Source organism: Sedimentitalea sediminis (genome assembly GCF_042687825.1).
Lineage (GTDB): Bacteria > Pseudomonadota > Alphaproteobacteria > Rhodobacterales > Rhodobacteraceae > Sedimentitalea.
In genome coordinates, this window is sequence record NZ_JBHUQE010000026.1 from 16,065 (window position 1) to 36,622 (window position 20,558).

At 65.2% G+C, this 20,558-nt stretch carries 23 protein-coding genes; 22 read left to right on the forward strand and 1 reads right to left on the reverse strand.

Features of this window, described 5'->3' with window-relative positions:
- Window positions 1-151 precede the first annotated feature (151 nt).
- The 5 genes from ACFMPD_RS15650 to ACFMPD_RS15670 all read left to right on the forward strand — a co-directional run bounded on the left by ACFMPD_RS15650 (window position 152) and on the right by ACFMPD_RS15670 (window position 4,370).
- Complete coding sequence (locus ACFMPD_RS15650) at window positions 152-988, forward strand: EamA family transporter (protein WP_380996414.1); 837 nt, start codon at window positions 152-154, stop codon at window positions 986-988.
- Window positions 989-1,120: 132 nt separating this feature from the next.
- On the forward strand, window positions 1,121-1,588 hold the full coding sequence (locus ACFMPD_RS15655; RefSeq protein ID WP_380996417.1) for a hypothetical protein: 468 nt from the start codon (window positions 1,121-1,123) through the stop codon (window positions 1,586-1,588).
- Window positions 1,589-1,725: 137 nt separating this feature from the next.
- Window positions 1,726-2,958, forward strand: a complete 1,233-nt coding sequence (locus ACFMPD_RS15660; RefSeq protein ID WP_380996420.1) for an MFS transporter — start codon at window positions 1,726-1,728, stop codon at window positions 2,956-2,958.
- A 91-nt stretch (window positions 2,959-3,049) separates the two neighbouring features.
- The gene (locus ACFMPD_RS15665; RefSeq protein ID WP_380996422.1) at window positions 3,050-3,925 is read left to right on the forward strand and encodes a 50S ribosomal protein L11 methyltransferase; all 876 of its coding nucleotides are present in this window, start codon (window positions 3,050-3,052) and stop codon (window positions 3,923-3,925) included.
- Between the two features lie 100 nt (window positions 3,926-4,025).
- Window positions 4,026-4,370, forward strand: coding sequence for a hypothetical protein (locus tag ACFMPD_RS15670; protein ID WP_380996425.1), 345 nt, complete (start codon window positions 4,026-4,028; stop codon window positions 4,368-4,370).
- 141 nt (window positions 4,371-4,511) lie between these two features.
- Here ACFMPD_RS15670 and ACFMPD_RS15675 read toward each other — a convergent pair whose 3' ends face one another.
- A complete protein-coding gene (locus ACFMPD_RS15675) occupies window positions 4,512-4,730 on the reverse strand; it encodes a DUF1127 domain-containing protein (RefSeq protein WP_380996427.1) in 219 nt (72 codons plus the stop codon).
- Window positions 4,731-5,094: 364 nt separating this feature from the next.
- On the opposite strand from ACFMPD_RS15675, the gene ruvC reads away from it, so the two are divergent.
- The 17 genes from ruvC to folD all read left to right on the forward strand — a co-directional run bounded on the left by ruvC (window position 5,095) and on the right by folD (window position 20,539).
- Window positions 5,095-5,592, forward strand: a complete 498-nt coding sequence (gene ruvC, locus ACFMPD_RS15680; RefSeq protein ID WP_380996430.1) for a crossover junction endodeoxyribonuclease RuvC — start codon at window positions 5,095-5,097, stop codon at window positions 5,590-5,592.
- On the forward strand, window positions 5,589-6,269 hold the full coding sequence (ruvA, locus tag ACFMPD_RS15685; RefSeq protein WP_380996432.1) for a Holliday junction branch migration protein RuvA: 681 nt from the start codon (window positions 5,589-5,591) through the stop codon (window positions 6,267-6,269). Before ruvC ends, ruvA begins: the two co-directional genes overlap by 4 nt.
- A gap of 49 nt (window positions 6,270-6,318) precedes the next feature.
- Window positions 6,319-7,338 (forward strand): Holliday junction branch migration DNA helicase RuvB, encoded by a 1,020-nt coding sequence (gene ruvB / locus ACFMPD_RS15690; protein ID WP_380996435.1) that lies wholly within the window; start codon window positions 6,319-6,321, stop codon window positions 7,336-7,338.
- 63 nt (window positions 7,339-7,401) lie between these two features.
- Window positions 7,402-8,025 (forward strand): hypothetical protein, encoded by a 624-nt coding sequence (locus ACFMPD_RS15695; RefSeq protein ID WP_380996437.1) that lies wholly within the window; start codon window positions 7,402-7,404, stop codon window positions 8,023-8,025.
- Window positions 8,022-8,408: a tol-pal system-associated acyl-CoA thioesterase gene (gene ybgC / locus ACFMPD_RS15700; RefSeq protein WP_380996440.1), complete on the forward strand. Its 387-nt coding sequence runs from the start codon at window positions 8,022-8,024 to the stop codon at window positions 8,406-8,408. The genes ACFMPD_RS15695 and ybgC overlap by 4 nt, the downstream gene beginning before the upstream one ends.
- A 104-nt stretch (window positions 8,409-8,512) precedes the next feature.
- Complete coding sequence (gene tolQ, locus ACFMPD_RS15705; protein ID WP_380996443.1) at window positions 8,513-9,208, forward strand: protein TolQ; 696 nt, start codon at window positions 8,513-8,515, stop codon at window positions 9,206-9,208.
- 3 nt (window positions 9,209-9,211) lie between these two features.
- Window positions 9,212-9,685, forward strand: coding sequence for a protein TolR (gene tolR, locus ACFMPD_RS15710; RefSeq protein ID WP_380996446.1), 474 nt, complete (start codon window positions 9,212-9,214; stop codon window positions 9,683-9,685).
- Between the two features lie 9 nt (window positions 9,686-9,694).
- Window positions 9,695-10,690: an energy transducer TonB gene (locus ACFMPD_RS15715; protein ID WP_380996448.1), complete on the forward strand. Its 996-nt coding sequence runs from the start codon at window positions 9,695-9,697 to the stop codon at window positions 10,688-10,690.
- Window positions 10,687-12,006, forward strand: coding sequence for a Tol-Pal system beta propeller repeat protein TolB (gene tolB / locus ACFMPD_RS15720; protein WP_380996451.1), 1,320 nt, complete (start codon window positions 10,687-10,689; stop codon window positions 12,004-12,006). The genes ACFMPD_RS15715 and tolB overlap by 4 nt, the downstream gene beginning before the upstream one ends.
- Before the next feature lie 79 nt (window positions 12,007-12,085).
- Window positions 12,086-12,589, forward strand: a complete 504-nt coding sequence (gene pal, locus ACFMPD_RS15725) for a peptidoglycan-associated lipoprotein Pal (protein WP_380996453.1) — start codon at window positions 12,086-12,088, stop codon at window positions 12,587-12,589.
- Window positions 12,590-12,605: 16 nt separating this feature from the next.
- On the forward strand, window positions 12,606-13,448 hold the full coding sequence (gene ybgF / locus ACFMPD_RS15730; protein WP_380996456.1) for a tol-pal system protein YbgF: 843 nt from the start codon (window positions 12,606-12,608) through the stop codon (window positions 13,446-13,448).
- The gene (gene tilS, locus ACFMPD_RS15735) at window positions 13,445-14,698 is read left to right on the forward strand and encodes a tRNA lysidine(34) synthetase TilS (RefSeq protein WP_380996458.1); all 1,254 of its coding nucleotides are present in this window, start codon (window positions 13,445-13,447) and stop codon (window positions 14,696-14,698) included. Before ybgF ends, tilS begins: the two co-directional genes overlap by 4 nt.
- Window positions 14,699-14,773: 75 nt before the next feature.
- Window positions 14,774-16,690 carry an ATP-dependent zinc metalloprotease FtsH gene (gene ftsH, locus ACFMPD_RS15740; protein ID WP_380996460.1) on the forward strand — a complete coding sequence of 639 codons (1,917 nt, stop codon included), beginning with the start codon at window positions 14,774-14,776 and terminating at the stop codon, window positions 16,688-16,690.
- Window positions 16,691-16,818: 128 nt separating this feature from the next.
- Window positions 16,819-17,397, forward strand: coding sequence for an MOSC domain-containing protein (locus tag ACFMPD_RS15745; RefSeq protein WP_380996463.1), 579 nt, complete (start codon window positions 16,819-16,821; stop codon window positions 17,395-17,397).
- A 168-nt stretch (window positions 17,398-17,565) separates the two neighbouring features.
- Window positions 17,566-19,242 (forward strand): formate--tetrahydrofolate ligase, encoded by a 1,677-nt coding sequence (locus ACFMPD_RS15750; protein ID WP_380996465.1) that lies wholly within the window; start codon window positions 17,566-17,568, stop codon window positions 19,240-19,242.
- 55 nt (window positions 19,243-19,297) lie between these two features.
- Window positions 19,298-19,603: a chorismate mutase gene (locus ACFMPD_RS15755; RefSeq protein WP_380996468.1), complete on the forward strand. Its 306-nt coding sequence runs from the start codon at window positions 19,298-19,300 to the stop codon at window positions 19,601-19,603.
- Window positions 19,604-19,645: 42 nt separating this feature from the next.
- On the forward strand, window positions 19,646-20,539 hold the full coding sequence (gene folD, locus ACFMPD_RS15760) for a bifunctional methylenetetrahydrofolate dehydrogenase/methenyltetrahydrofolate cyclohydrolase FolD (RefSeq protein ID WP_380996470.1): 894 nt from the start codon (window positions 19,646-19,648) through the stop codon (window positions 20,537-20,539).
- The last annotated feature ends 19 nt before the right edge of the window (window positions 20,540-20,558 follow it).

Genomic DNA, 20,558 nt, shown 5'->3' on the forward strand with positions numbered 1-20,558 from the left:
CTTGAGTNGCTGCCAGGACGCGCTGGCTTAGCAACGTGGCGCCGCGCCGCCGTTTCCGGGCCTGTCGGGTCCGTTGCCGGCGGCGCGGCGTTGACCTTGGCGATCCGGGCTGCGCAAATGCACTCAGTGCATACGGATCGGACAGCGTGCCTTGAGTCTCTTTGTTTTCCTGTCGGTTCTGTTCGCAGCCTTTCTGCACGCCCTGTGGAATGCGCTGATCAAGAACGGCAGCTCGAAGATGACCGGCATGCTGATCCTGACGCTGGTGCAGGGCGGTATCGGGTTTGGCATTGCGCTGACCTTGCCCTGGCCCACGGGCGAGGTCTGGCGGTGGCTGCTGTTCTCGGGGCTGTTTCACGCCGGTTACAAGCTGTTTCTGGCCTTTGCCTATGAACAGGGCGACCTCAGCCGGGTCTATCCGATCGCCCGCGGGGCGGCGCCGATGCTGGTGACCGGGTTCAGCGCGGCGGCGCTTGCCGACGTGATCGCGCCGCTGGAATATGTCGGTATCTTCGTTCTGGGCACCGGCATCGCGGTCATGGCGCGCGGCGCGTTTGCCAACGGCGAATCCCGGCGATTGGTGCCGCTGGCGCTGGGTTCGGCGCTGATGACAGCGGGCTATTCCCTGGTCGATGGGCTGGGCGCGCGGGTGGCGGGCGACGCGGTCCTGTATGTCGCCTGGCTGTTCACCCTGGATGCGGCCCTGTTCACGCCGCTGTGCCTGGCGCTGCGGGGGCGGGATGTGTTGCGGGCCAGCCGCGGGGACTGGCTGCGCGGCAGCCTGGCGGCGGTGGCCTCGTATGGCGCCTATGCGATCGCGGTCTGGGCGATGACGCAGGCGCCGATCGCGCTGGTGGCAGCGCTGCGTGAAACCTCGATCCTGTTCGCGGTGCTGATCGGCTGGCTGGGCTTTGGCGACCGCATGGATCGGGCCAAGGCGCTGGCGGCGGTGCTGATCCTGTCCGGCATGGCGCTGACACGGTTGTGACGGGGCAGGCGGCGCAATCCGGCACACCCGGCAATCGCCCGGATTTTCGCCGCCCCGGGGCAAGAAAACCGTTTGCATCCGGCGGCATCGCAAAGCACCGTAGGTCAACCCATCCGACAAGGAGATGAACCTTTGAGCAACACCGAGGATCGCGCCGCCCTGAAACAGGCGGTACAGGCAAAGCTGATGTCGCTGGAAGAGGCGGAACTGGCCGCCGCCAAGGCACATTACGAAAGCTTTCTGCGCGACTCGCAGTTGGACGGCCGCGAGGCGCATGACAAGGACGATATTGCCGATGCCCGCGAAAACGCCGATCTGGCCGCGGCCTTTGACCATCCGGTGCACACCCACAGCGCCAAGATCGATGCCATCGAGAACACCGATTTTTCGCTGACCGATACGGTGCGTCCGGGGGCGATCGTTTCGTTCAACAACCGGCATTTCATCGTCGTGGTCTCGACGGTGAAATTCCAGTGCAACGATGTCACCTATATGGGCATTTCCACGCAAAGCCCGATCTACAAGGCCATGGCCGGGCTGCAGGAAGGCGACAGCTTTACCTTTAATGGCCGCGAAATCACGCTGGACAGCGTTCTGTAGCGTCGGGCCGGCCCTGCGCCGGTCGTCCCTGCCGGGGGCCGGCGTTCCGCCACCAGACGGGCCGCGCGGCGGTGTGTGTCCGTCAGGCAGGCGATAAAACCCTCGCCAAAACGGCGCGACGGGCGTATTCCCTTCACATGGCAAATATCGTCCCCATCGCCGAGGCGCGAACCCTGCCGCTGTGGCGGCGCCCGGTGACCTTGCTGTTCGTCACGGCGATGACGATGCCGGTGGCGTTCTATACCTGGTATGCGCTCTTGAACAATTTCGTCATCGAAATGGCGCAGTTTGACGGGGCCGATATCGGGCTGTTGCACACGGTGCGTGAAATACCCGGCTTTCTGGCCGTCGGGGTGATCGCCCTGATCCTGTTCGTGCGCGAACAGGTGTTGGGGCTGGTGTCGCTGGCGATGCTGGGTCTGGCCACGGCCTTTACCGCCTGGTTTCCCAGTCTCGGCGGGCTGCTGTTCCTGACCCTGCTCAGTTCGATCGGCTTTCACTATTTCGAGACGGTGAACCAGTCGCTGCAATTGCAATGGCTGCCCAAGGCGCGCGCGCCACAGATTCTGGGGTGGATCATGGGCGCGGCTTCGGCGGTGACGCTGGCGGTCTATGTGCTGATCGTTCTGATGTGGGAGCCGCTGGGGCTGACCTATAACCTGGTGTTCATGACCGCGGGCGGGGTGACCTTTGGCATGGCCGTGCTGTGCCTGATCGCCTTTCCGCAATTCGAGGCGCCGCATCCGCAGATCAAGAAAATGGTGCTGCGCCGCCGCTATTGGCTGTATTATGCGCTGCAGTTCATGTCCGGGGCGCGGCGGCAGATTTTCATGGTCTTTGCCGGCTTCATGATGGTCGAAAGGTTCGGCTTTCAGGTGCATGAACTGACCGGACTCTACCTGATCAACCTGGTGGTCAACATGGTCGCCGCGCCGTTTCTGGGCCGTGCGGTCGGGCATTTCGGCGAGCGCCGGACGCTGATCTGCGAATATGTCGGGCTGGCCGTGGTGTTCCTGATGTATGGTGGCGTCTACTGGTTCGGCTGGGGCGTCTTCCTGGCGGCGACGCTCTATGTGATCGACCACATCCTGTTCGGTCTGGCGCTGGCGCTGAAAACCTATTTCCAGAAAATAGCCGATCCCGGCGATATCGCCCCCACCGCCGCCGTGGCCTTTACCATCAACCATATCGCGGCAGTGTTCCTGCCGGTGCTGCTGGGTCTGTTGTGGGTGATCTCGCCGGCAGCGGTTTTCGGGCTGGCCGCCGGCATGGCGCTGATCTCGCTGGCTCTGTCGCTGCTGATCCCGCGCCACCCGGAACCGGGGCGCGAAACGGTCTTTGCCCGTGGCTGGCCCGCCGTGGCGGAATAGCTGCCGGCCGGATGCGGGGTTCATCGCCGGTCGCGCTTGACCTTGGGCTGCCGCAGCCCTAGGCCCGTGCCGACCCTTGCAGGAGACGCCGATGCCCACCTTTACCGCCCTCACCACGTTGACCGGCAAGAAACCCGCCGAGGCTTTGGGCGCGGCGATGGAGCGGTTGCAGCCGGAACCCACCGGCGTCGGCGTGTTCGAAGTCGAGGACGGCTCGGGCCTGTGGGAGGTCGGCGGCTATTTTGATTGCGAACCCGAAGCGACGGCACTGGCGCTGCTGGCGGCGGCGTTTCAGGCCAAGCCCTTTGTCGTTTCGCAACTGCCGGAAACCGACTGGGTTGCGCATGTGCGCCGCGAATTGGCGCCGGTGCAGGCCGGTCGGTTCTTTGTCTATGGCAGCCATGATGCCGACAAGGTGCCAGCCGGGGCCGAGCCGCTGCTGATCGAGGCGGCGATGGCCTTTGGCACCGGGCATCATGGCACCACGCTGGGCTGTCTGCGGGCGCTGGAAAACCTTGTCGGCCAGGGCGTCGCGGCAAGACGCGTTGCCGATATCGGCTGCGGCACGGCGGTTCTGGCCATGGCGGCGGCACGGGTCTGGGACGGCACCATCCTGGCCAGCGACATCGACCAGGTCGCGGTCGAGGTCGCCGAGGCCAATCTGCGGGCCAATGGCTTGCAGGGACGCATCGCCTGCGTCGAGGCCGCCGGCTTCGATCATCCCGATCTGCGCGCGGCGGCGCCCTATGATCTGATATTCGCCAATATCCTCAAAGGTCCGCTGGTGGCGCTGGCGCCGGATCTGATCGCCAGCCTGACTGCGGGCGGCCATGCCATTCTGTCCGGCATCCTGAACGAACAGGCCGAGGATGTGATCGCGGTTTATGCCGCATGCGAAACCAATCTGGTGGGACGAGAGCAGATTGGTGACTGGACGACCCTGATCGTTCAAAAAGGATCCGCATAAGCGGCAAATTGTCTGTATCTTGGACGGCTGCCCCTTTTTCGCCACAATTGATCGATAAAAATTGATTCAATCCGGTGGGGGCCGGTTCCAAGAGGCTGTCATGAACGAGTGCCAGATCGACTTTTTTGCGCGCCTGAAACGGCTTGAGGCGACGCGACAACCGGCCGCGCGAAGCCTGACGGGGCGGATGCTTCCGGCCGGTCTGATTGCCGGGATGAAACGGCCAGCGTCCTGGCGTGTCACCACCCGTCTTGCCGCGGTCATCTTGATGACATTCTTCGTGTTCAAGGGCGGACTGATGGCGGGTCTGGGCGAAGACTCCTATCGCGACGCAGTCGCCCGGTCGCAGAACGGTGTGCTGATCGAAAGGGGCGGGGCGCTGCTGATGCAGATGGACCCTCTGAGCCGCTGGATTGCGCGTTCGATCAGAATGGTCGCAAGCTAGCGCGCCGGCCGGTCCGAACGGCAAGGCCGCGACAAGCAAAAGCCGCGTACCCGGAGGGGGCGCGGCTTTCTGTCGGTGTTCCGGCGACTCGTTCCGGGCCGCGCGGGGCCGGTTTCGGCGGCGGCCCTGGCCGTCAAGACCTCAGAAACGGATCTTTCCATGGGCAACCGAGTCGATGTCGCCGCGTTCCAGACCGATATCTGCCAGTTCGCGATCCGACAGGCTCGACAAGGCGTTGCGGGTCATGCGGGCATCGTTCCATGCGGCAATCATGCCGCCCAGATTGGTCAGAAAGGCGCCGATGCGGCCGGAATGGCCGAGCGAGCCGTAAGTGGTGCGGGTGGTGTCAATAGCAGCCATGTCCGTGTGTCCTCTGTTCGTGTGTCAGGCGTGATTCTGTGTTGCTTCGGAGGGCAGATACGGATGCGCCCGGCGCCGGACAACTGCGGAAAATGCATAGTTTCCATGCAATATGTGCATGGGAGAAAATGTCTGTAACTTACTAATAAAACAGGTGAAAATAGCATGGCGACAGTGTCGTTTTCCGACCCGGAGATGTCGCAATTTTCTCGGAATGTCGCAACCGGACAAGCAAGGTCGCATACTGGCGGTGTTGCAAAACTCATGGACCATGTTCGCGTTTCGTGCTAGTGCATCAAAAAAGCAACAAAATGGCTGCAAAAGATCGAGCGCAGCGTACCGAAACAGGCAGGAACGGGCAGGCATGCGAATTTTGGGCATCGATCCGGGGCTGCGGACCCTGGGATGGGGCGTGATCGACTCGAACGGATCGCGGTTGCGCCATGTCGCCAATGGCCAGATCAAGTCCAACGGAGGCGATCTGGCAGTACGGTTGTTGTCGCTCTATGACCAGTTGGGCGAGGTACTACGCTTGCACCGGCCCGAGTCTGCCGCAGTCGAGCAGACCTTTGTCAACAAGGACGGCGCCGGCACGCTCAAGCTGGGCCAGGCGCGAGGTATTGCGCTGCTGGTGCCGGCTCAGGCGGGTCTGCCGGTCGGCGAATATGCACCCAACCGGGTGAAAAAGACCGTGGTGGGTGTCGGGCACGCGGACAAGGCGCAAGTGCTGCACATGGTACGGTTGCAACTGCCGGGTTGCGAACCGGCCGGGCCGGATGCTGCCGACGCGCTGGCGATCGCCATGTGCCACGCGTTCTATAGCGCCGCAGCCGCGACAACCCTGCGCGAGGCGCGGGCATGATCGGGCGGTTGCGGGGTCGGCTGGAATATCGCGGCAGCGATCACATTCTGATCGACGTTCAGGGGGTTGGCTATATCGTGCATTGCTCGGATCGCACGCTGGCCGCGCTGCCAGGGCCGGGCGAGGCGGTTTCGCTGTTCACCGATCTGCTGGTGCGCGAGGATCTGATGCAGCTTTTCGGCTTTCCCAGCCTGATGGAAAAGGAATGGCACCGGCTGCTGATGAGCGTACAGGGCGTGGGGGCCAAGGCCTCGCTGGCGATTCTTGGCGCGCTTGGCGCCGACGGCGTGGGCCGGGCGATCGCGCTGGGCGACTGGAAAAGCGTAACGGTCGCCAAGGGCATCGGCCCCAAGACGGCGCAGCGGGTGGTTCTGGATCTCAAGGACAAGGCGCCCGACGTGATGGCGATGGCCGGCGCCCGGACGAGAAACATACCCGAGCCCGTGCCCGAGGCCGATGTGATCGAGCCGGTGCCGTCTGTCGCGCCCGGACCGGGCACGGCCGTGGGCCAGACCGACATTTCGGCGCAGGCGGATGCGCTGTCGGCCCTGTCCAATCTGGGTTATGCGCCTGCCGATGCGGCGGCGGCGGTGGCCGAGGCCGCCGGCGCGATGCCCGGTGCACACGAGGCCGATCTGATACGGGCCGCCCTGAAACTGTTGGCGCCGAAAGGCTAGACGAGGCACCCGCAGCGCCGCTGCGGGGTGATGCGGCTGGAGAGCTGAAATGATGGAAACCGATCCGACCATGCGTCCCGATCCGCTGCCCGAAGATAATGACAGGGCGCTGCGGCCGCAGGCGCTGGATGAATTCATCGGACAGGCCGAGGCGCGCGCCAATCTCAAGATCTTTATCGAATCCGCCCGGCGTCGCGGCGAAGCGATGGATCACACCCTGTTTCACGGCCCGCCCGGCCTGGGCAAGACCACGCTGGCGCAGATCATGGCGCGGGAACTGGGGGTGAATTTCAGGATGACCAGCGGCCCGGTGCTGGCCAAGGCCGGCGATCTGGCCGCGATCCTGACCAATCTGGAAAACCGGGACGTGCTGTTCATCGACGAGATCCATCGTCTGAACCCGGCGGTCGAAGAGGTGCTGTATCCGGCGCTCGAGGATTTCGAGCTGGATCTGGTGATCGGCGAAGGGCCGGCGGCGCGTACGGTACGCATCGAATTGCAGCCCTTTACGCTGGTTGGGGCGACGACGCGGATGGGGCTGTTGACGACGCCGCTGCGCGACCGGTTCGGCATTCCGACCCGGCTGCAATTCTATACCGTGGACGAGTTGCACGAGATCGTCACCCGCAACGCCCGCAAGCTGAATGCGCCCGCCGATACCGGCGGTGCGCGCGAGATCGCCCGGCGGGCACGTGGCACGCCCCGCATCGCCGGCCGGCTGTTGCGCCGGGTGGTGGATTTCGCCGTGGTCGAGGGCGACGGCAGCATCACACGCGATCTGGCCGATGGCGCGCTGACCCGGCTGGGCGTCGATCATCTGGGTCTGGACGGGGCCGACCGGCGCTATCTGCGCCTGATCGCCGAGAATTATCACGGCGGCCCGGTGGGCATCGAAACCCTGTCCGCCGCGCTGAGCGAAAGCCGGGATTCGCTGGAGGACGTGATCGAACCCTATCTGCTGCAAATGGGGCTGATCCAGCGCACACCGCGGGGCCGCATGCTGGCGCACAAGGCCTGGGATCATCTGGGCATGGCGGCGCCAAAGGGTCAGACCGATCTGTTCGGTTGAACCCTTGCTCTGCAGAATCTATAGCCTCCGGCGGGGATATTTCTGGCAAGAGGAAAAGGGCGCGTGACACCGGAAGAGATCGAGGCGCATTTCACCCGCAGCGACGGCGGTTTCGCCTTTGCCCGATGGGGCCGGCCCATCGTTCCCATCGTGTTCGGGGTCAAGGACCAGACCCTGCCGGTGATCAAGGGCGCGTTTCAGGCGGTTTGCGCGCTGGCCGGGCACCAGATGGCCGAGACCGACCCGGAACTGGGCAGCAATTGCATGCTGTTCTTTTTTCGCAACTGGGAGGAATTGACCGAAGTGCCCGATCTGGACCGGCTGGTGCCGGATCTCGGTCCGCTGGTGGCGCGGCTGAAATCGGCAGATGCCAGCCAGTACCGGGTGTTCCGCTTTGATCGGGACGGCGCGATCAAGGCGGCTTTTGTCTTTCTGCGGATGCAGGGTGATCTGGCGCGGCAGCCGGCCGAGACGCTGGCGCTGGGCCAGGTGGTGCAGACGATGCTGTTGTGGTCGGACCGCGCCTTTGCCGAACGGTCGCCGCTGGCGATGGCGCAGGACACTGTGATCCTGCGGCCCGATATCGCCGGGCTGATCCGGGCCGCCTATGACCCGGTGCTGCCGGTCGCGGCACAGGACGCCTCGCATGCCCTGCGGCTGTTCGCGCGGATGGGCACCGCGTCATGAGCCATCGGTTCCCGCTGCGCGTCTATTACGAAGACACCGATATGGGCGGTATCGTCTATCACGCCAACTACCTGCGCTATATCGAACGCGCCCGCAGCGACTGGGTGCGCCGGCTGGGCAGCGACCAGAATGCCATGCGCGCGGCCGGGCTGGTCTTTGTCGTGCGCCGGATCGAGGCCGACTATCTGGCCACGGCCAAACTGGATGACGAACTGGTGGTTGAAACCGCCGTGCAGCGGTTGTCGCCGGCGCGGCTGGTGCTGGATCAGGTGGTGCTGCGTGGCGAAACGCCGGTGTTCCGCGCCGTCGTGACGGTGGTCTGCATGTCCGCCGCCGGGCAGCCGGTGCGGTTGCCAGCGGAGATTCGCGCATCGCTGACGTGATGCAGAAGTGATCGGCGGTTCTATTGGCAATTCCCGGCGATCTGCGATAGATTCGCCGCAATCAAAAGACCGGACCGCACCGGTCGCGAACAAAGAGCAGGCACATGGAAGCAGAAACCCTGGCGTTGGCGCAGGAGATTGATTTCTCGTTGTGGGGCCTTTTCGCGCGCGCCACCTTTACCGTGAAACTGGTGATGATCCTGCTGATCGTGGCCTCGTTCTGGTCCTGGTCGATCATTATCCAGAAACTGATCGCCTATCGCGCTGCCCGCGCCGAAGCCGACATATTCGACCGCGCCTTCTGGTCGGGCGAGCCACTGGACGGGTTGTTCGAAGAGATCGGCGTGCAGCCCGACGGCAGTTCGGAAAAGATTTTCGCCGCCGGCATGACCGAGTGGCGGCGCAGTCACCGTCAGGATGGCGGGTTGATCGCCGGCGCGCAATCGCGCATCGACCGCAGTATGGACGTGGCGATCAACAAGGAATCCGAGTCGCTGCAAAAGGGGCTGCCGGTGCTGGCGACCGTCGGCTCGACGGCGCCGTTCGTCGGGCTGTTCGGCACGGTTTGGGGCATCATGAATGCCTTTATCGAGATCGCCGAGCAGCAGAACACCAACCTGGCCGTGGTGGCGCCGGGCATTGCCGAGGCGCTGCTGGCCACCGGACTGGGCCTGCTGGCGGCGATCCCGGCGGTGATCTTCTATAACAAGCTCAGCGCCGACAGCGACCGGATCGTTGCCGGCTACGAAGCCTTTGCCGACGAATTCGCGACCATCCTGTCGCGTCAGCTGGACAGCTGAGCCGTGGGCGCGGCAGTTCAGCAGGGCGACAACGGCGAACGCCGGCGGCGGCGCGGTCGGGGCCGGGCGCGGCCGATGTCCGAGATCAACGTGACGCCGTTTGTCGACGTGATGTTGGTGCTGCTGATCATTTTCATGGTGGCGGCACCGCTGCTGACCGTCGGGGTGCCGGTGCAATTGCCCAAAACGGCGGCCAACGCGCTGCCGTCGGATTCCGAGGAACCGCTGACCGTGACCATCACCGCTTCGGGCGAGGTGCAGATACAGACCACGCCCACTGACCGCAGCGAACTGGTCAACAAGCTGCGTGCGATTTCGGCAGAACGCGACAGCGACCGGGTGTTTCTGCGCGCCGATGGCAGCATTCCCTATGAAAGCGTGATGCAGGTGATGGGCGCATTGAACGCCGGCGGATTTTCCAATGTGGGCCTGGTGACGGATGTCGGCGGGCCGACTCTGGATGCCGACAGGCAGTGAGGCGGCGGTTTGCAAACCGGCACCAAAATCTCGGGTATCGCCCATGTCCTGCTGATCGCTGCGGCGGTGTTCGGCGGTGCATTCCGCAGCGAACCCCTGCCTTTTCAGGTGCATGAGGTGTCGGTGATCTCGCCAGAGGAGTTTGCCGCCCTCAGCGCGCCGCGTCGGCCCGAGACCCCGACGCCGCCGGCCGCGTCCGCCGAATCGCCCGAACCGGTGGCCCGGCCGGATCCGGTACCCGATCCGCAAGCGGACGCGCAACCCGAGCCGGCCCCGCAGCCCGATCCGGTGACCAATCCCGAGGTCACGGTGGTGCCGCCGCCGGCGCTGCGTCCGGTGGAACGGGTCGCGCCCGACCCGGTGGCCAAACCGCCCGAGCCCGCCAAGCCGGATGCGGTCGAACAGCCGGAAATCGGCACAGCCCCCGGCGCCGAGGCGCAGCAGGCTCCGCAGCAGGCCACGGCCCCCGAGGAGGCCAGCGACCAGATCGTCACCGAAGTCGACAAGGTGGCCAGCCTGGCGCCGCTGCGCTCGCCGCGCCCGCCTCGCCAGCGACCGGCGCCCGCAAAGGCGGCGGCGCCGGCCCCGCAGAGGCCCGCCCCAGATACCGCGAACGCGGTCAATGCCGCTCTGGCCGAAGCGCTGGCCGGCGAGGCGTCGGCCGCGGAGGCACCTGTTGGTCCGCCGCTGTCAGCCGGTGAAAAGGACGCGCTGCGGGTCGCTGTGTCGCAATGCTGGAATGTCGGGTCGCTGTCCACCGACGCGCTGGCGACGACGGTGGTGGTCGCGGTGGCCCTGACCCCGGATGGCAAGCCGGTGTCCTCTTCGATCCGGATGTTGTCGCAGTCCGGTGGAACCCCCGCGTCGGCGCGCGATGCCTTTGCCGCGGCACGGCGGGCGATCATGCGTTGCGGGGCCAGGGGATTTGCCCTGCCGCCCGAAAAATACGGCCACTGGCGTGATATCGAGATGACCTTCAACCCCGAAAGGATGCGGATCAAATGATCAGAATTCTGGCGGCCCTGCTGACCGGTGCAACCCTGCTTTCCGCTCCGCTGGCGGCGCAGACCGGCCCCTTGCGCATCGAGATCACCGAGGGCGTGATAGAACCTCTGCCTTTCGCCGTGCCCGTGTTCGTGCCCGACAGGCCGGACGCGGCGGCCCAGGCGGCGCAGTTGACCCAGGTGATCGCGGCGGATCTGACCGGCACCGGCCTGTTTCGAGAAATCCCCGCCAGCGCCCATATCGGCCAGATCACCGATTTCGCGGCGCCCGTGCAATATGCCGACTGGAAAGCCGTCAACGCCCAGGCGCTGATCACCGGCGCCGTGTCGGTGGCGGGCGGCAAACTGACGGTGCAGTTCCGCGTCTATGACGTGTTTTCCGGCGCCGAGCTGGGCACCGGGTTGCAATTCGTCGGTTCGTTGCAGGGCTGGCGGCGCATGGCGCACAAGGTGGCAGACGAGGTATACAGCCGGATCACTGGCGAGGGCGGTTATTTCGACAGCCGGGTGGTGTTCGTCAGCGAATCCGGCCCAAAGGGCGAGCGGCGCAAGCGGCTGGCGATCATGGACTACGATGGCGCCAACGTGCAGTACCTGACCGACAGTACCAGCATCGTGCTGGCGCCGCGGTTTTCGCCCACCGGCGACCGGGTGCTCTATACCAGTTATGAAAGCGGCTTTCCGCGCATCTATGTGCTGGATGTCGGCCGGATCCAGCGCCGGGTCCTGGAACAGACCGAGGGCACGATGAGCTTTGCGCCCCGCTTTGCCCCGGATGGGCGCACGGTGGTGTTTTCGCTGGAACAGGGCGGCAACACCGATCTGTATACGCTGGACATTGCCAGCGGTGCCCAGACCCGGCTGACCCAGGCCCCGTCGATCGAAACCGCCCCCAGCTATTCGCCGGACGGCCGCCAGATCGTGTTTGAAAGCGACCGCTCGGGCAGCCAGCAACTCTATGTCATGCCGGCCAACGGCGGCGAGGCGCAGCGGATCAGCTTCGGTCAGGGGCGCTATGGCACGCCGGTCTGGTCGCCCCGGGGCGATCTGATCGCTTTTACCAAGCAGAACAAGGGGCGATTCCATATCGGCGTGATGCGCGTGGATGGCAGCGAAGAACGGTTGCTGACCGCGTCGTTCCTGGACGAGGGGCCAACCTGGGCGCCCAATGGCCGGGTGATCATGTTCGCGCGCGAAACCCAGGGCGCCAGTGGCCGGGCCTCGCTGTATTCGGTGGACATCACCGGGCGCAATCTGCGCCCCGTGCGCACCCCGGACGGGGCCTCGGACCCATCCTGGTCGCCATTGCAGCAATAGCCGCGCGCGGCGCGCGTTCACAAGGGGATCCAGCTATGGTAATAGACCTTAACAAGACGAGACAGGCGAGGCACACGGCATGAAATCCATGACAAAATTCCTGATGATCGGGGCGGTGCTGGCACTGGCGGCCTGCAACGATATCTCGCGTTTCGGTGCCGCTGGCAGCGGCGGGCCGGGCAGTGCCGGGGCCGCTGGTTCGGTGTCGGATCCGACCTCGGTCGCCTATTTCCAGCAGGCGGTCGGCGACCGGGTGCTGTTCGCCGTCGATCAGGCGACGATCTCGCCCGAAGGCCAAAGCGTTCTGAACGCCCAGGCGCAGTGGCTGATGAGCAACGCCGATTACAATGCGGTGATCGAGGGGCATGCCGACGAGCAGGGCACGCGGGAATACAACCTTGCGCTGGGCGCGCGCCGGGCCAATGCGGCGCGGGAATACCTGATTTCGCGCGGCGTGGCCGGCAACCGGCTCAAGACGGTCAGCTACGGCAAGGAACGCCCCATCGAAATCTGCAGCGAAGAAGCCTGCTATGCCCGCAACCGCCGCGCCGTGACGGTGCTGTCCGTCGGGCTGACGGGCTGAGATGCGGCGCGGGGCGATGCGCATCGCGGCGGCGGCAGTGGTCGGCTTTCTGGCCTTTGGACCGGGCGCGGCGAGCGCGCAGGATCAGCAGACCCTGGCCGATATCCGCCAGGAACTGACGGTGCTCTATGTCGAGGTGCAAAAGCTCAAGCGCGAATTGTCCACGACCGGGACCTCGGGGGCGACCCTGTCCGGTGGCGCCAGCGTGCTGGACCGGGTGGCGGCGATCGAGACCGAATTGCAGCGCCTGACGGCCCGCTCGGAACAGCTGGAAAACCGGATCGACCGGGTGGTGACCGACGGCACCAACCGGATCGGCGATCTGGAATTCCGTCTGGTCGAACTGGAAGGCGGCGACGTCAGCAAACTGGGCGAGACCACGACCCTGGGCGGCAACATCCCGGCAGAGACTGCCCCGGCGGCCGTGGCGGTCGCGCCGCCGGTCGCCCCGGCCGAGACCGGCAGCGGCGAACTGGCCATCGGCGAAGAGGCCGATTTCCAGACGGCGGCGAAGGCGCTGGAGGCGGGCGATCACGCTGGCGCGGCAGAGCTGTTTGCGCAATTCAACAGCAATTATCCCGGCAGCCCGCTGTCGGCCCGGGCGGAACTGAACCGCGGGCGCGCGCTGGATGCGCTGGGCGACACGCGCGAGGCCGCGCGCGCCTATCTGGCCAGCTTCAGTGGCGATCCCGTTGGGGCCGACGCGCCCGATGCGCTGTACGAGCTGGGCGCGGCACTGGGCAGGCTGGGACAGACCGAACAGGCCTGCGTCACCCTGGGCGAGGTCGCGGCGCGGTTCCCCGCCGCCGCCGCGGTGACCCGGGCACAGCAGGAAATGGACACCCTGGGCTGCTCTTGACCGGGCCCGACGGCGACATTCTGGCGCAGGTCCGGGCGGTTTTTGGTCCCCGACCGCCGCAGCGGCTGGGGGTGGCGGTGTCCGGTGGCGGCGACTCGATGGCGCTGTTGCATCTGTTGTCCCGGTGTTTCGAACCCGAAACCGTTTCCCTGTTCTGCGCCAGCATCGATCACGGCCTGCGCCCCGAGGCGGCCACCGAAGCGCGGCTTGTGGCCGATCTGGCGCACCGGTTGAACATTCCGCATGCGACGCTGCGCTGGTCCGGTTGGGACGGCAGCGGAAACCTGCAAGATCAGGCCCGCAAGGCGCGACATCGGTTGCTGGCGGACTGGGCGGGCAGCCAGCAGATCGGCACGGTTGCCCTGGGTCACACGATGGACGATCAGGCCGAAACGCTGCTGTTGCGTCTGGCGCGGTCCGCGGGCGTTGACGGGTTGCAGGCGATGCCGGTGCGCCGGTCGATGCAGGGGCTGACATTGGTGCGGCCGTTGCTGGGACTGCGCCGGACCCGGTTGCGCAGCTATCTGCGCGATCAGGGCATTCAATGGGCCGAGGATCCCAGCAATGACGATGCCCGGTTCGACCGCATTCGCATGCGGGCGGCGCTGCAATCCCTGGCGCCGCTGGGCCTGACCGCCGAGGCTCTGTCAGGCGTGGCGCAGAACATGCAGCGGGCAGCGGACGCCCTGGATCATTGCACCGCCCGCGCGGGGCGCGAACTGGCCCGCATCGATGGCGGCGATCTGGTCATTGAGGCGCAGGGTTTTCACGCGCTGCCCGGCGAAATCGCCCGGCGCCTGCTGGTGCACGCCATCACCTGGATCGGCGGCGCCGCATATCCGCCGCGGCGTGGTGCGCTGCTGGCGGCACTGGCTGCCGCCCGAAGCGGTCGCAGCGCAACACTGGGCGGCTGTCTGGTGCTGAGCGACAGACAGGCGGTGCGGGTGTGCCGCGAATTCGCGGCGGTACGGTCCCTGCGCGTACCGGCGGACGAGGCCTGGGATCGGCGGTGGCGGCTGCAAGGGAAACCGGCGGCCGGAATGGACCTGGCGGCGCTGGGCGAGAAAGGGCTGGCGCAATGCCCGGACTGGCGGGCAACCGGACGTCCCCGCGCAGCCTTGCTGGCCAGCCCGGCCCTGTGGTTGGGCACGGAATTGGTGGCTGCACCGATGGCGGGCCGTGCGCAGGGCTGGCACATTCGTCTTCTGCCGGGCAGCGACCCGTTCATTCTCTCGTTATTATCGCATTGAACCTGCGCATTTCCTCTCTATTTTATGAGACAAGGGGGCCGTGACAGATCCGGCCCTGTATCTAGGAGAATCCCCTTGGGAAATGCACGAAATATCGCCTTTTGGGTTGTTTTGTTCCTGCTCATTCTCGCGTTGTTCAACCTGTTCAGCGGCGGTGGTGGCACGATGCAAAGCCGCGAACTGCCGTATTCGCAGTTCGTCGCCTCGGTTGAAGAGGGCGAGGTCAGCCAGGTCACGCTGGACGGCGAACAGGTCCGGTTCCGCGGCTCTGACGGGGTCGACTACGTGACCATCAAGCCCGAGGATGCCGCGATCACCGATTTGCTGATTGACAACAACATCCCGGTGCGGGCTGAAAAACAAGAGCAATCCGGTTTCCAGTCCTTTCTGATCACGCTGTTGCCGTTCCTGCTGTTGATCGGGGTGTGGGTCTATTTCATGAACCGCATGCAGGGTGGCGGCAAGGGCGGCGCCATGGGGTTTGGCAAGTCCAAGGCCAAGATGCTGACCGAGAAACACGGCCGCGTCACCTTTGACGATGTGGCCGGCATCGACGAGGCCAAGGAAGAGCTGGAAGAGATCGTCGAATTCCTGCGCAACCCGCAGAAATTCAGCCGTCTGGGCGGCAAGATTCCCAAGGGTGCGCTGCTGGTGGGTCCGCCGGGCACCGGTAAGACGCTGCTGGCGCGCGCGATTGCGGGCGAGGCTGGCGTGCCGTTCTTTACCATTTCAGGTTCGGATTTCGTCGAGATGTTCGTCGGCGTTGGCGCCAGCCGGGTGCGCGACATGTTCGAACAGGCCAAAAAGAACGCGCCCTGCATCGTTTTCATCGACGAGATCGACGCCGTGGGTCGGCATCGCGGCGCCGGCTATGGCGGCGGCAATGACGAGCGCGAACAGACCCTGAACCAGCTCCTGGTCGAAATGGACGGGTTCGAGGCCAACGAGGGCGTGATCATTCTGGCCGCGACCAACCGCAAGGACGTTCTGGATCCGGCGCTGCTGCGTCCGGGCCGGTTCGACCGGCAGGTGACCGTGGCCAATCCGGACATCAAGGGCCGGGAAAAGATTCTGGCCGTGCATGCGCGCAAGACGCCGCTGGGGCCGGATGTCGATCTGCGCATCATCGCCCGCGGCACCCCCGGCTTTTCCGGCGCGGACCTGGCCAACCTGGTGAACGAGGCCGCGCTGATGGCGGCCCGGGTCGGGCGGCGGTTCGTCACCATGGAAGATTTCGAGAACGCCAAGGACAAGGTGATGATGGGCGCCGAGCGCCGCTCGATGGTGCTGACCGCCGAGCAGAAGGAAAAGACCGCCTATCACGAGGCCGGCCACGCGGTGGTGGGCATGGCCCTGCCGGATTGCGACCCGGTCTACAAGGCCACGATCATTCCGCGCGGCGGTGCGCTGGGCATGGTGGTCTCGTTGCCGGAAATCGACCGGCTGAACTGGCACAAGTCCGAATGCGAACAGAAACTGGCGATGACCATGGCCGGCAAGGCCGCCGAGATCCTGAAATGGGGCGAAGGCAATGTCAGCAACGGTCCTGCGGGTGACATCCAGCAGGCCAGCGCGCTGGCCCGTGCGATGGTGCTGCGGTGGGGCATGTCCGACAAGGTCGGCAATATCGACTATGCCGAGGCGCATGAGGGCTATTCCGGCCAGACCCCGGGCTTTTCGGTCTCGGCCCACACCAAGGAACTGATCGAGGAAGAGGTCAAACGCTTTATCGAGGAAGCCTATGATCGCGCCTATTCGATCCTGCAGGAGAAATCCGAGGAATGGGAACGGCTGGCGCAGGGTCTGCTGGAATACGAGACCCTGACCGGCGACGAGATCAAACGGGTGATGGCCGGCGATCCGCCGCAGGCGGATGACGATGGCGACGACACCTCGGATCAGGGCAGCGCTCCCAGCGTTACGGCGATTCCCAAGACCAAGCCCAAGAAATCGCCGCCCGATGGCGAGATGGAGCCCGAACCGAGCGCCTGAACTGGCCACGAGAATGATGAATTGACCCGGAGCACCAAGGGTGTTCCGGGTTTTTCGTGCGTTTCGGCTGGTGGTGCGCAGGCTTTCGCGTATCCTGAGGCGACATTCGGCAAACCGGCGGGGGACGCATGGCGGGGTTGAAGAAAACCGAACTTTTCGCGGAAATCACCTGGCTCGGGCTGGTGCCCGCGGACAGTGGCAATTTGCGGGCCGAACCCCGGCAATCGCTGGATCTGCAGTTTGAGGGCCTTGCCGGTGAGCGGCACGAGGGTTTGACGCGGCCGTCCTGCGCGCGGGTGACCGATCTCTACACCAAGGGTACGACGATCAGAAACACGCGGCAGCTGAGCCTTTTGTCGGCCGAAGAGCTCGACATGATCGCCGCCGACATGGAGCTTGCTACGCTCGATCCTGCCCTGATCGGGGCGACGATGGTCGTGCGCGGGATCGCGGATTTCTCGCATATCCCGCCCGCGACGCGATTACAGGCGCCATCCGGGGCGGTGTTGACGGTCGATCTGGAGAACGGCCCCTGCGTCTTTCCCGGCCGCGAGATCGAGGCCGAGGCGCCGGGGCATGGCAAGCTGTTCAAACCGGCGGCGGCGGATCGGCGCGGTGTCACCGCATGGGTCGAACGCCCGGGGACGATAAAGCTGGGCGACCGGTTGCGGCTGTTCCTGCCGGATCAGCGGCCCTGGGCGCCCTGAACGCCGACCCTTGGTTTCCGATAACCCTGCCCGACGTATAGCGACGCCGCTTCACGTGCAGAAAATGTCGTAATCTTTACGCGCGCTGCAGAGCCTGACAGGTATGGAAACAGCAGGATTCGGCACCGCCGCGTCTATTGACAGGGAAACTCAGCCGGGATCGGGACCATGAGCCACAAGACCGACATCGAAATCGCCCGCGAAGCGAAGAAAAAGCCGATTCAGGAAATCGGCCAGAAACTGGGGATCGGGTCCGAGGATCTGCTGCCCTATGGTCATGACAAGGCCAAGATCAGCCAGAAATTCATCGACTCGGTGCAGGGCAACGCGAACGGCAAGCTGATCCTGGTCACCGCGATCAACCCGACCCCCGCGGGCGAGGGCAAGACCACCACCACCGTCGGGCTGGGCGACGGGCTGAACCGCATCGGAAAAAAGGCTGCGGTCTGCATCCGCGAAGCCTCGCTGGGGCCGAACTTTGGCATGAAAGGCGGCGCCGCCGGCGGTGGCTATGCCCAGATCGTGCCGATGGAGGACATGAACCTGCATTTCACCGGTGATTTCCATGCCATCACCAGCGCCCACAGCCTGCTCAGCGCGATGATCGACAATCACATCTATTGGGGCAATGACGCCGAGATCGACATCCGCCGGGTTCAGTGGCGCCGTGTCGTGGACATGAACGACCGCGCCCTGCGCCAGATCACCTGCAGTCTGGGCGGCGTGGCCAACGGCTTTCCGCGCGAGGGCGGGTTCGACATCACCGTGGCCTCCGAAGTGATGGCGATCCTGTGCCTGGCCAACAACCTCAAGGACCTGGAAAAGCGTCTGGGCGACATGATCGTGGCCTATCGTCGCGACCGCAGCCCGGTCTATTGCCGCGACATCAAGGCCGAGGGCGCGATGACCGTGCTCTTGAAGGACGCGATGCAGCCCAACCTGGTGCAGACCCTGGAAAACAATCCGGCCTTTGTGCATGGCGGTCCCTTTGCCAACATCGCCCATGGCTGCAACAGTGTGATCGCCACCCAGACCGCGCTGAAAGTGGCGGATTACGTCGTGACCGAGGCGGGTTTCGGTGCCGATCTGGGAGCCGAGAAATTCATGAACATCAAGTGCCGCAAGGCCGGGCTGGCGCCCGATTGCGTGGTGCTGGTGGCCACCGTGCGGGCGATGAAGATGAATGGCGGCGTCGCCAAGGCCGACCTGGGGGCCGAGAATGTCGATGCGGTCAACGACGGCTGCGCCAACTTGGGGCGCCATATCGGCAACCTGAAAAGCTTTGGCGTGCCGGTCGTGGTGGCGATCAACCATTTCGTCAACGACACCGAGGCCGAAGTGGCCGCGGTCAAGGATTATGTCGCCAGCCAGGGGGCCGAGGCCATCGTCAGCCGGCACTGGGAACTGGGCGGCGAGGGCGCTGCCGAACTGGCGACGCGCGTGGCGCAGATTGCCGACAGCGGTGTCAGCCAGTTCGCGCCGCTCTATCGCGACGACCTGCCGCTGTTCGAAAAGATCGAGGCCATCGCAAAGCGTATCTATCGCGCCGACGAAGTTCTGGCCGACAAGAAGATCCGCGACCAGCTGCGCCTTTGGGAAGAGCAGGGCTATGGCGAATTGCCGATCTGCATGGCCAAGACACAGTATTCCTTTTCCACCGACCCCAACCTGCGTGGCGCGCCGACCGGCCATTCGGTGCCGGTGCGCGAAGTGCGCCTGAGCGCGGGGGCCGGTTTCGTGGTGGTGGTCTGCGGCGAAATCATGACCATGCCGGGCTTGCCGCGGGTTCCGTCCGCCGAAGCGATCCGGCTGAATGACGCGGGCCAGATCGAGGGCTTGTTCTAGGCCGCGAAATGCGCGATCTGCTGCCCGGGAACCGCCCGGGCCGCAGGAGTACGTGATGACACAGCCAAAACCCCCCGCCGACTGCGCTGACATGGCCGATCTGCGCCGCCAGATCGACCGGCTGGACGTGGATCTGGTGCGGCTGTTGGCGAAACGGGCCGGGTATATCGACCGGGCCGTTCAGTTGAAATTGGCCAATGATCTGCCGGCGCGCATCCCCGAGCGGGTCGAGCAGGTGATTGGCAATGCCCGGGCCGCGGCGCAGGCCGAGGGGCTGGATCCGGTCCTGGCCGATGCTCTTTGGCGGGTCCTGGTGGACTGGTCGATTGCCCGCGAAGCGCGAACCATTCGCGAGACTTGAACTGGCCGGGTCGACGGACCCCGAGCGAAAAGGAAGACGAAGATGGCAGCAACGATCCTCGACGGCAAGGCCTTTGCGGCCCGGGTGCGCGGTCAGGTGGCCGAGCAGGTCGCGCAGCTGAAAGAGGTGCATGCGATCACACCCGGCCTGGCCGTGGTGCTGGTGGGCGAGGATCCCGCCAGCCAGGTCTATGTGCGCTCCAAAGGCAAGATGACTGTCGAGGTCGGGATGAAATCGGTCGAGCACAAGCTGGACGCGGCCACACCCGAGGCCGACCTGCTGGCGCTGATCCAGGACCTGAATTCCGATGACAGCATTCACGGCATCCTGGTGCAATTGCCTCTGCCCGATCACATGAATGAAGACATGGTGATTAACGCGATCGCGCCGGCCAAGGATGTCGACGGGTTTCACATCAGCAATGTCGGGTTGCTGGGCACTGGACAAAAGGCGATGGTGCCCTGCACGCCGCTGGGTTGCCTGATGATGCTGCGCGACCATCACGGATCGCTGTCTGGGCTGGATGCGGTGGTGATCGGACGGTCCAACATCGTCGGCAAACCGATGGCGCAGCTGCTGTTGGGCGACAGCTGCACGGTGACCATCGCGCATAGCCGCACCAAGGATCTGCCCGATGTCGTGCGCCGTGCCGATATCGTCGTGGCCGCCGTCGGACGGCCGCGGATGGTGCTGGGCGACTGGATCAAGCCCGGCGCCACGGTGATCGACGTGGGCATCAACCGAATCGAAAAACCCGAGGGCGGCACGCGTCTGGTCGGCGATGCCGATTTCGACAGCTGCGCCGCCGTGGCCGGGGCGATCACGCCGGTGCCGGGCGGCGTGGGGCCGATGACCATCGCCTGCCTGCTGGCCAACACGCTGACGGCCTGTTGCCGCGCCAACGGCCTGCCGGAGCCGACCGGGCTGACCGCCTAGCGCGTGAAGAGATCAGCTT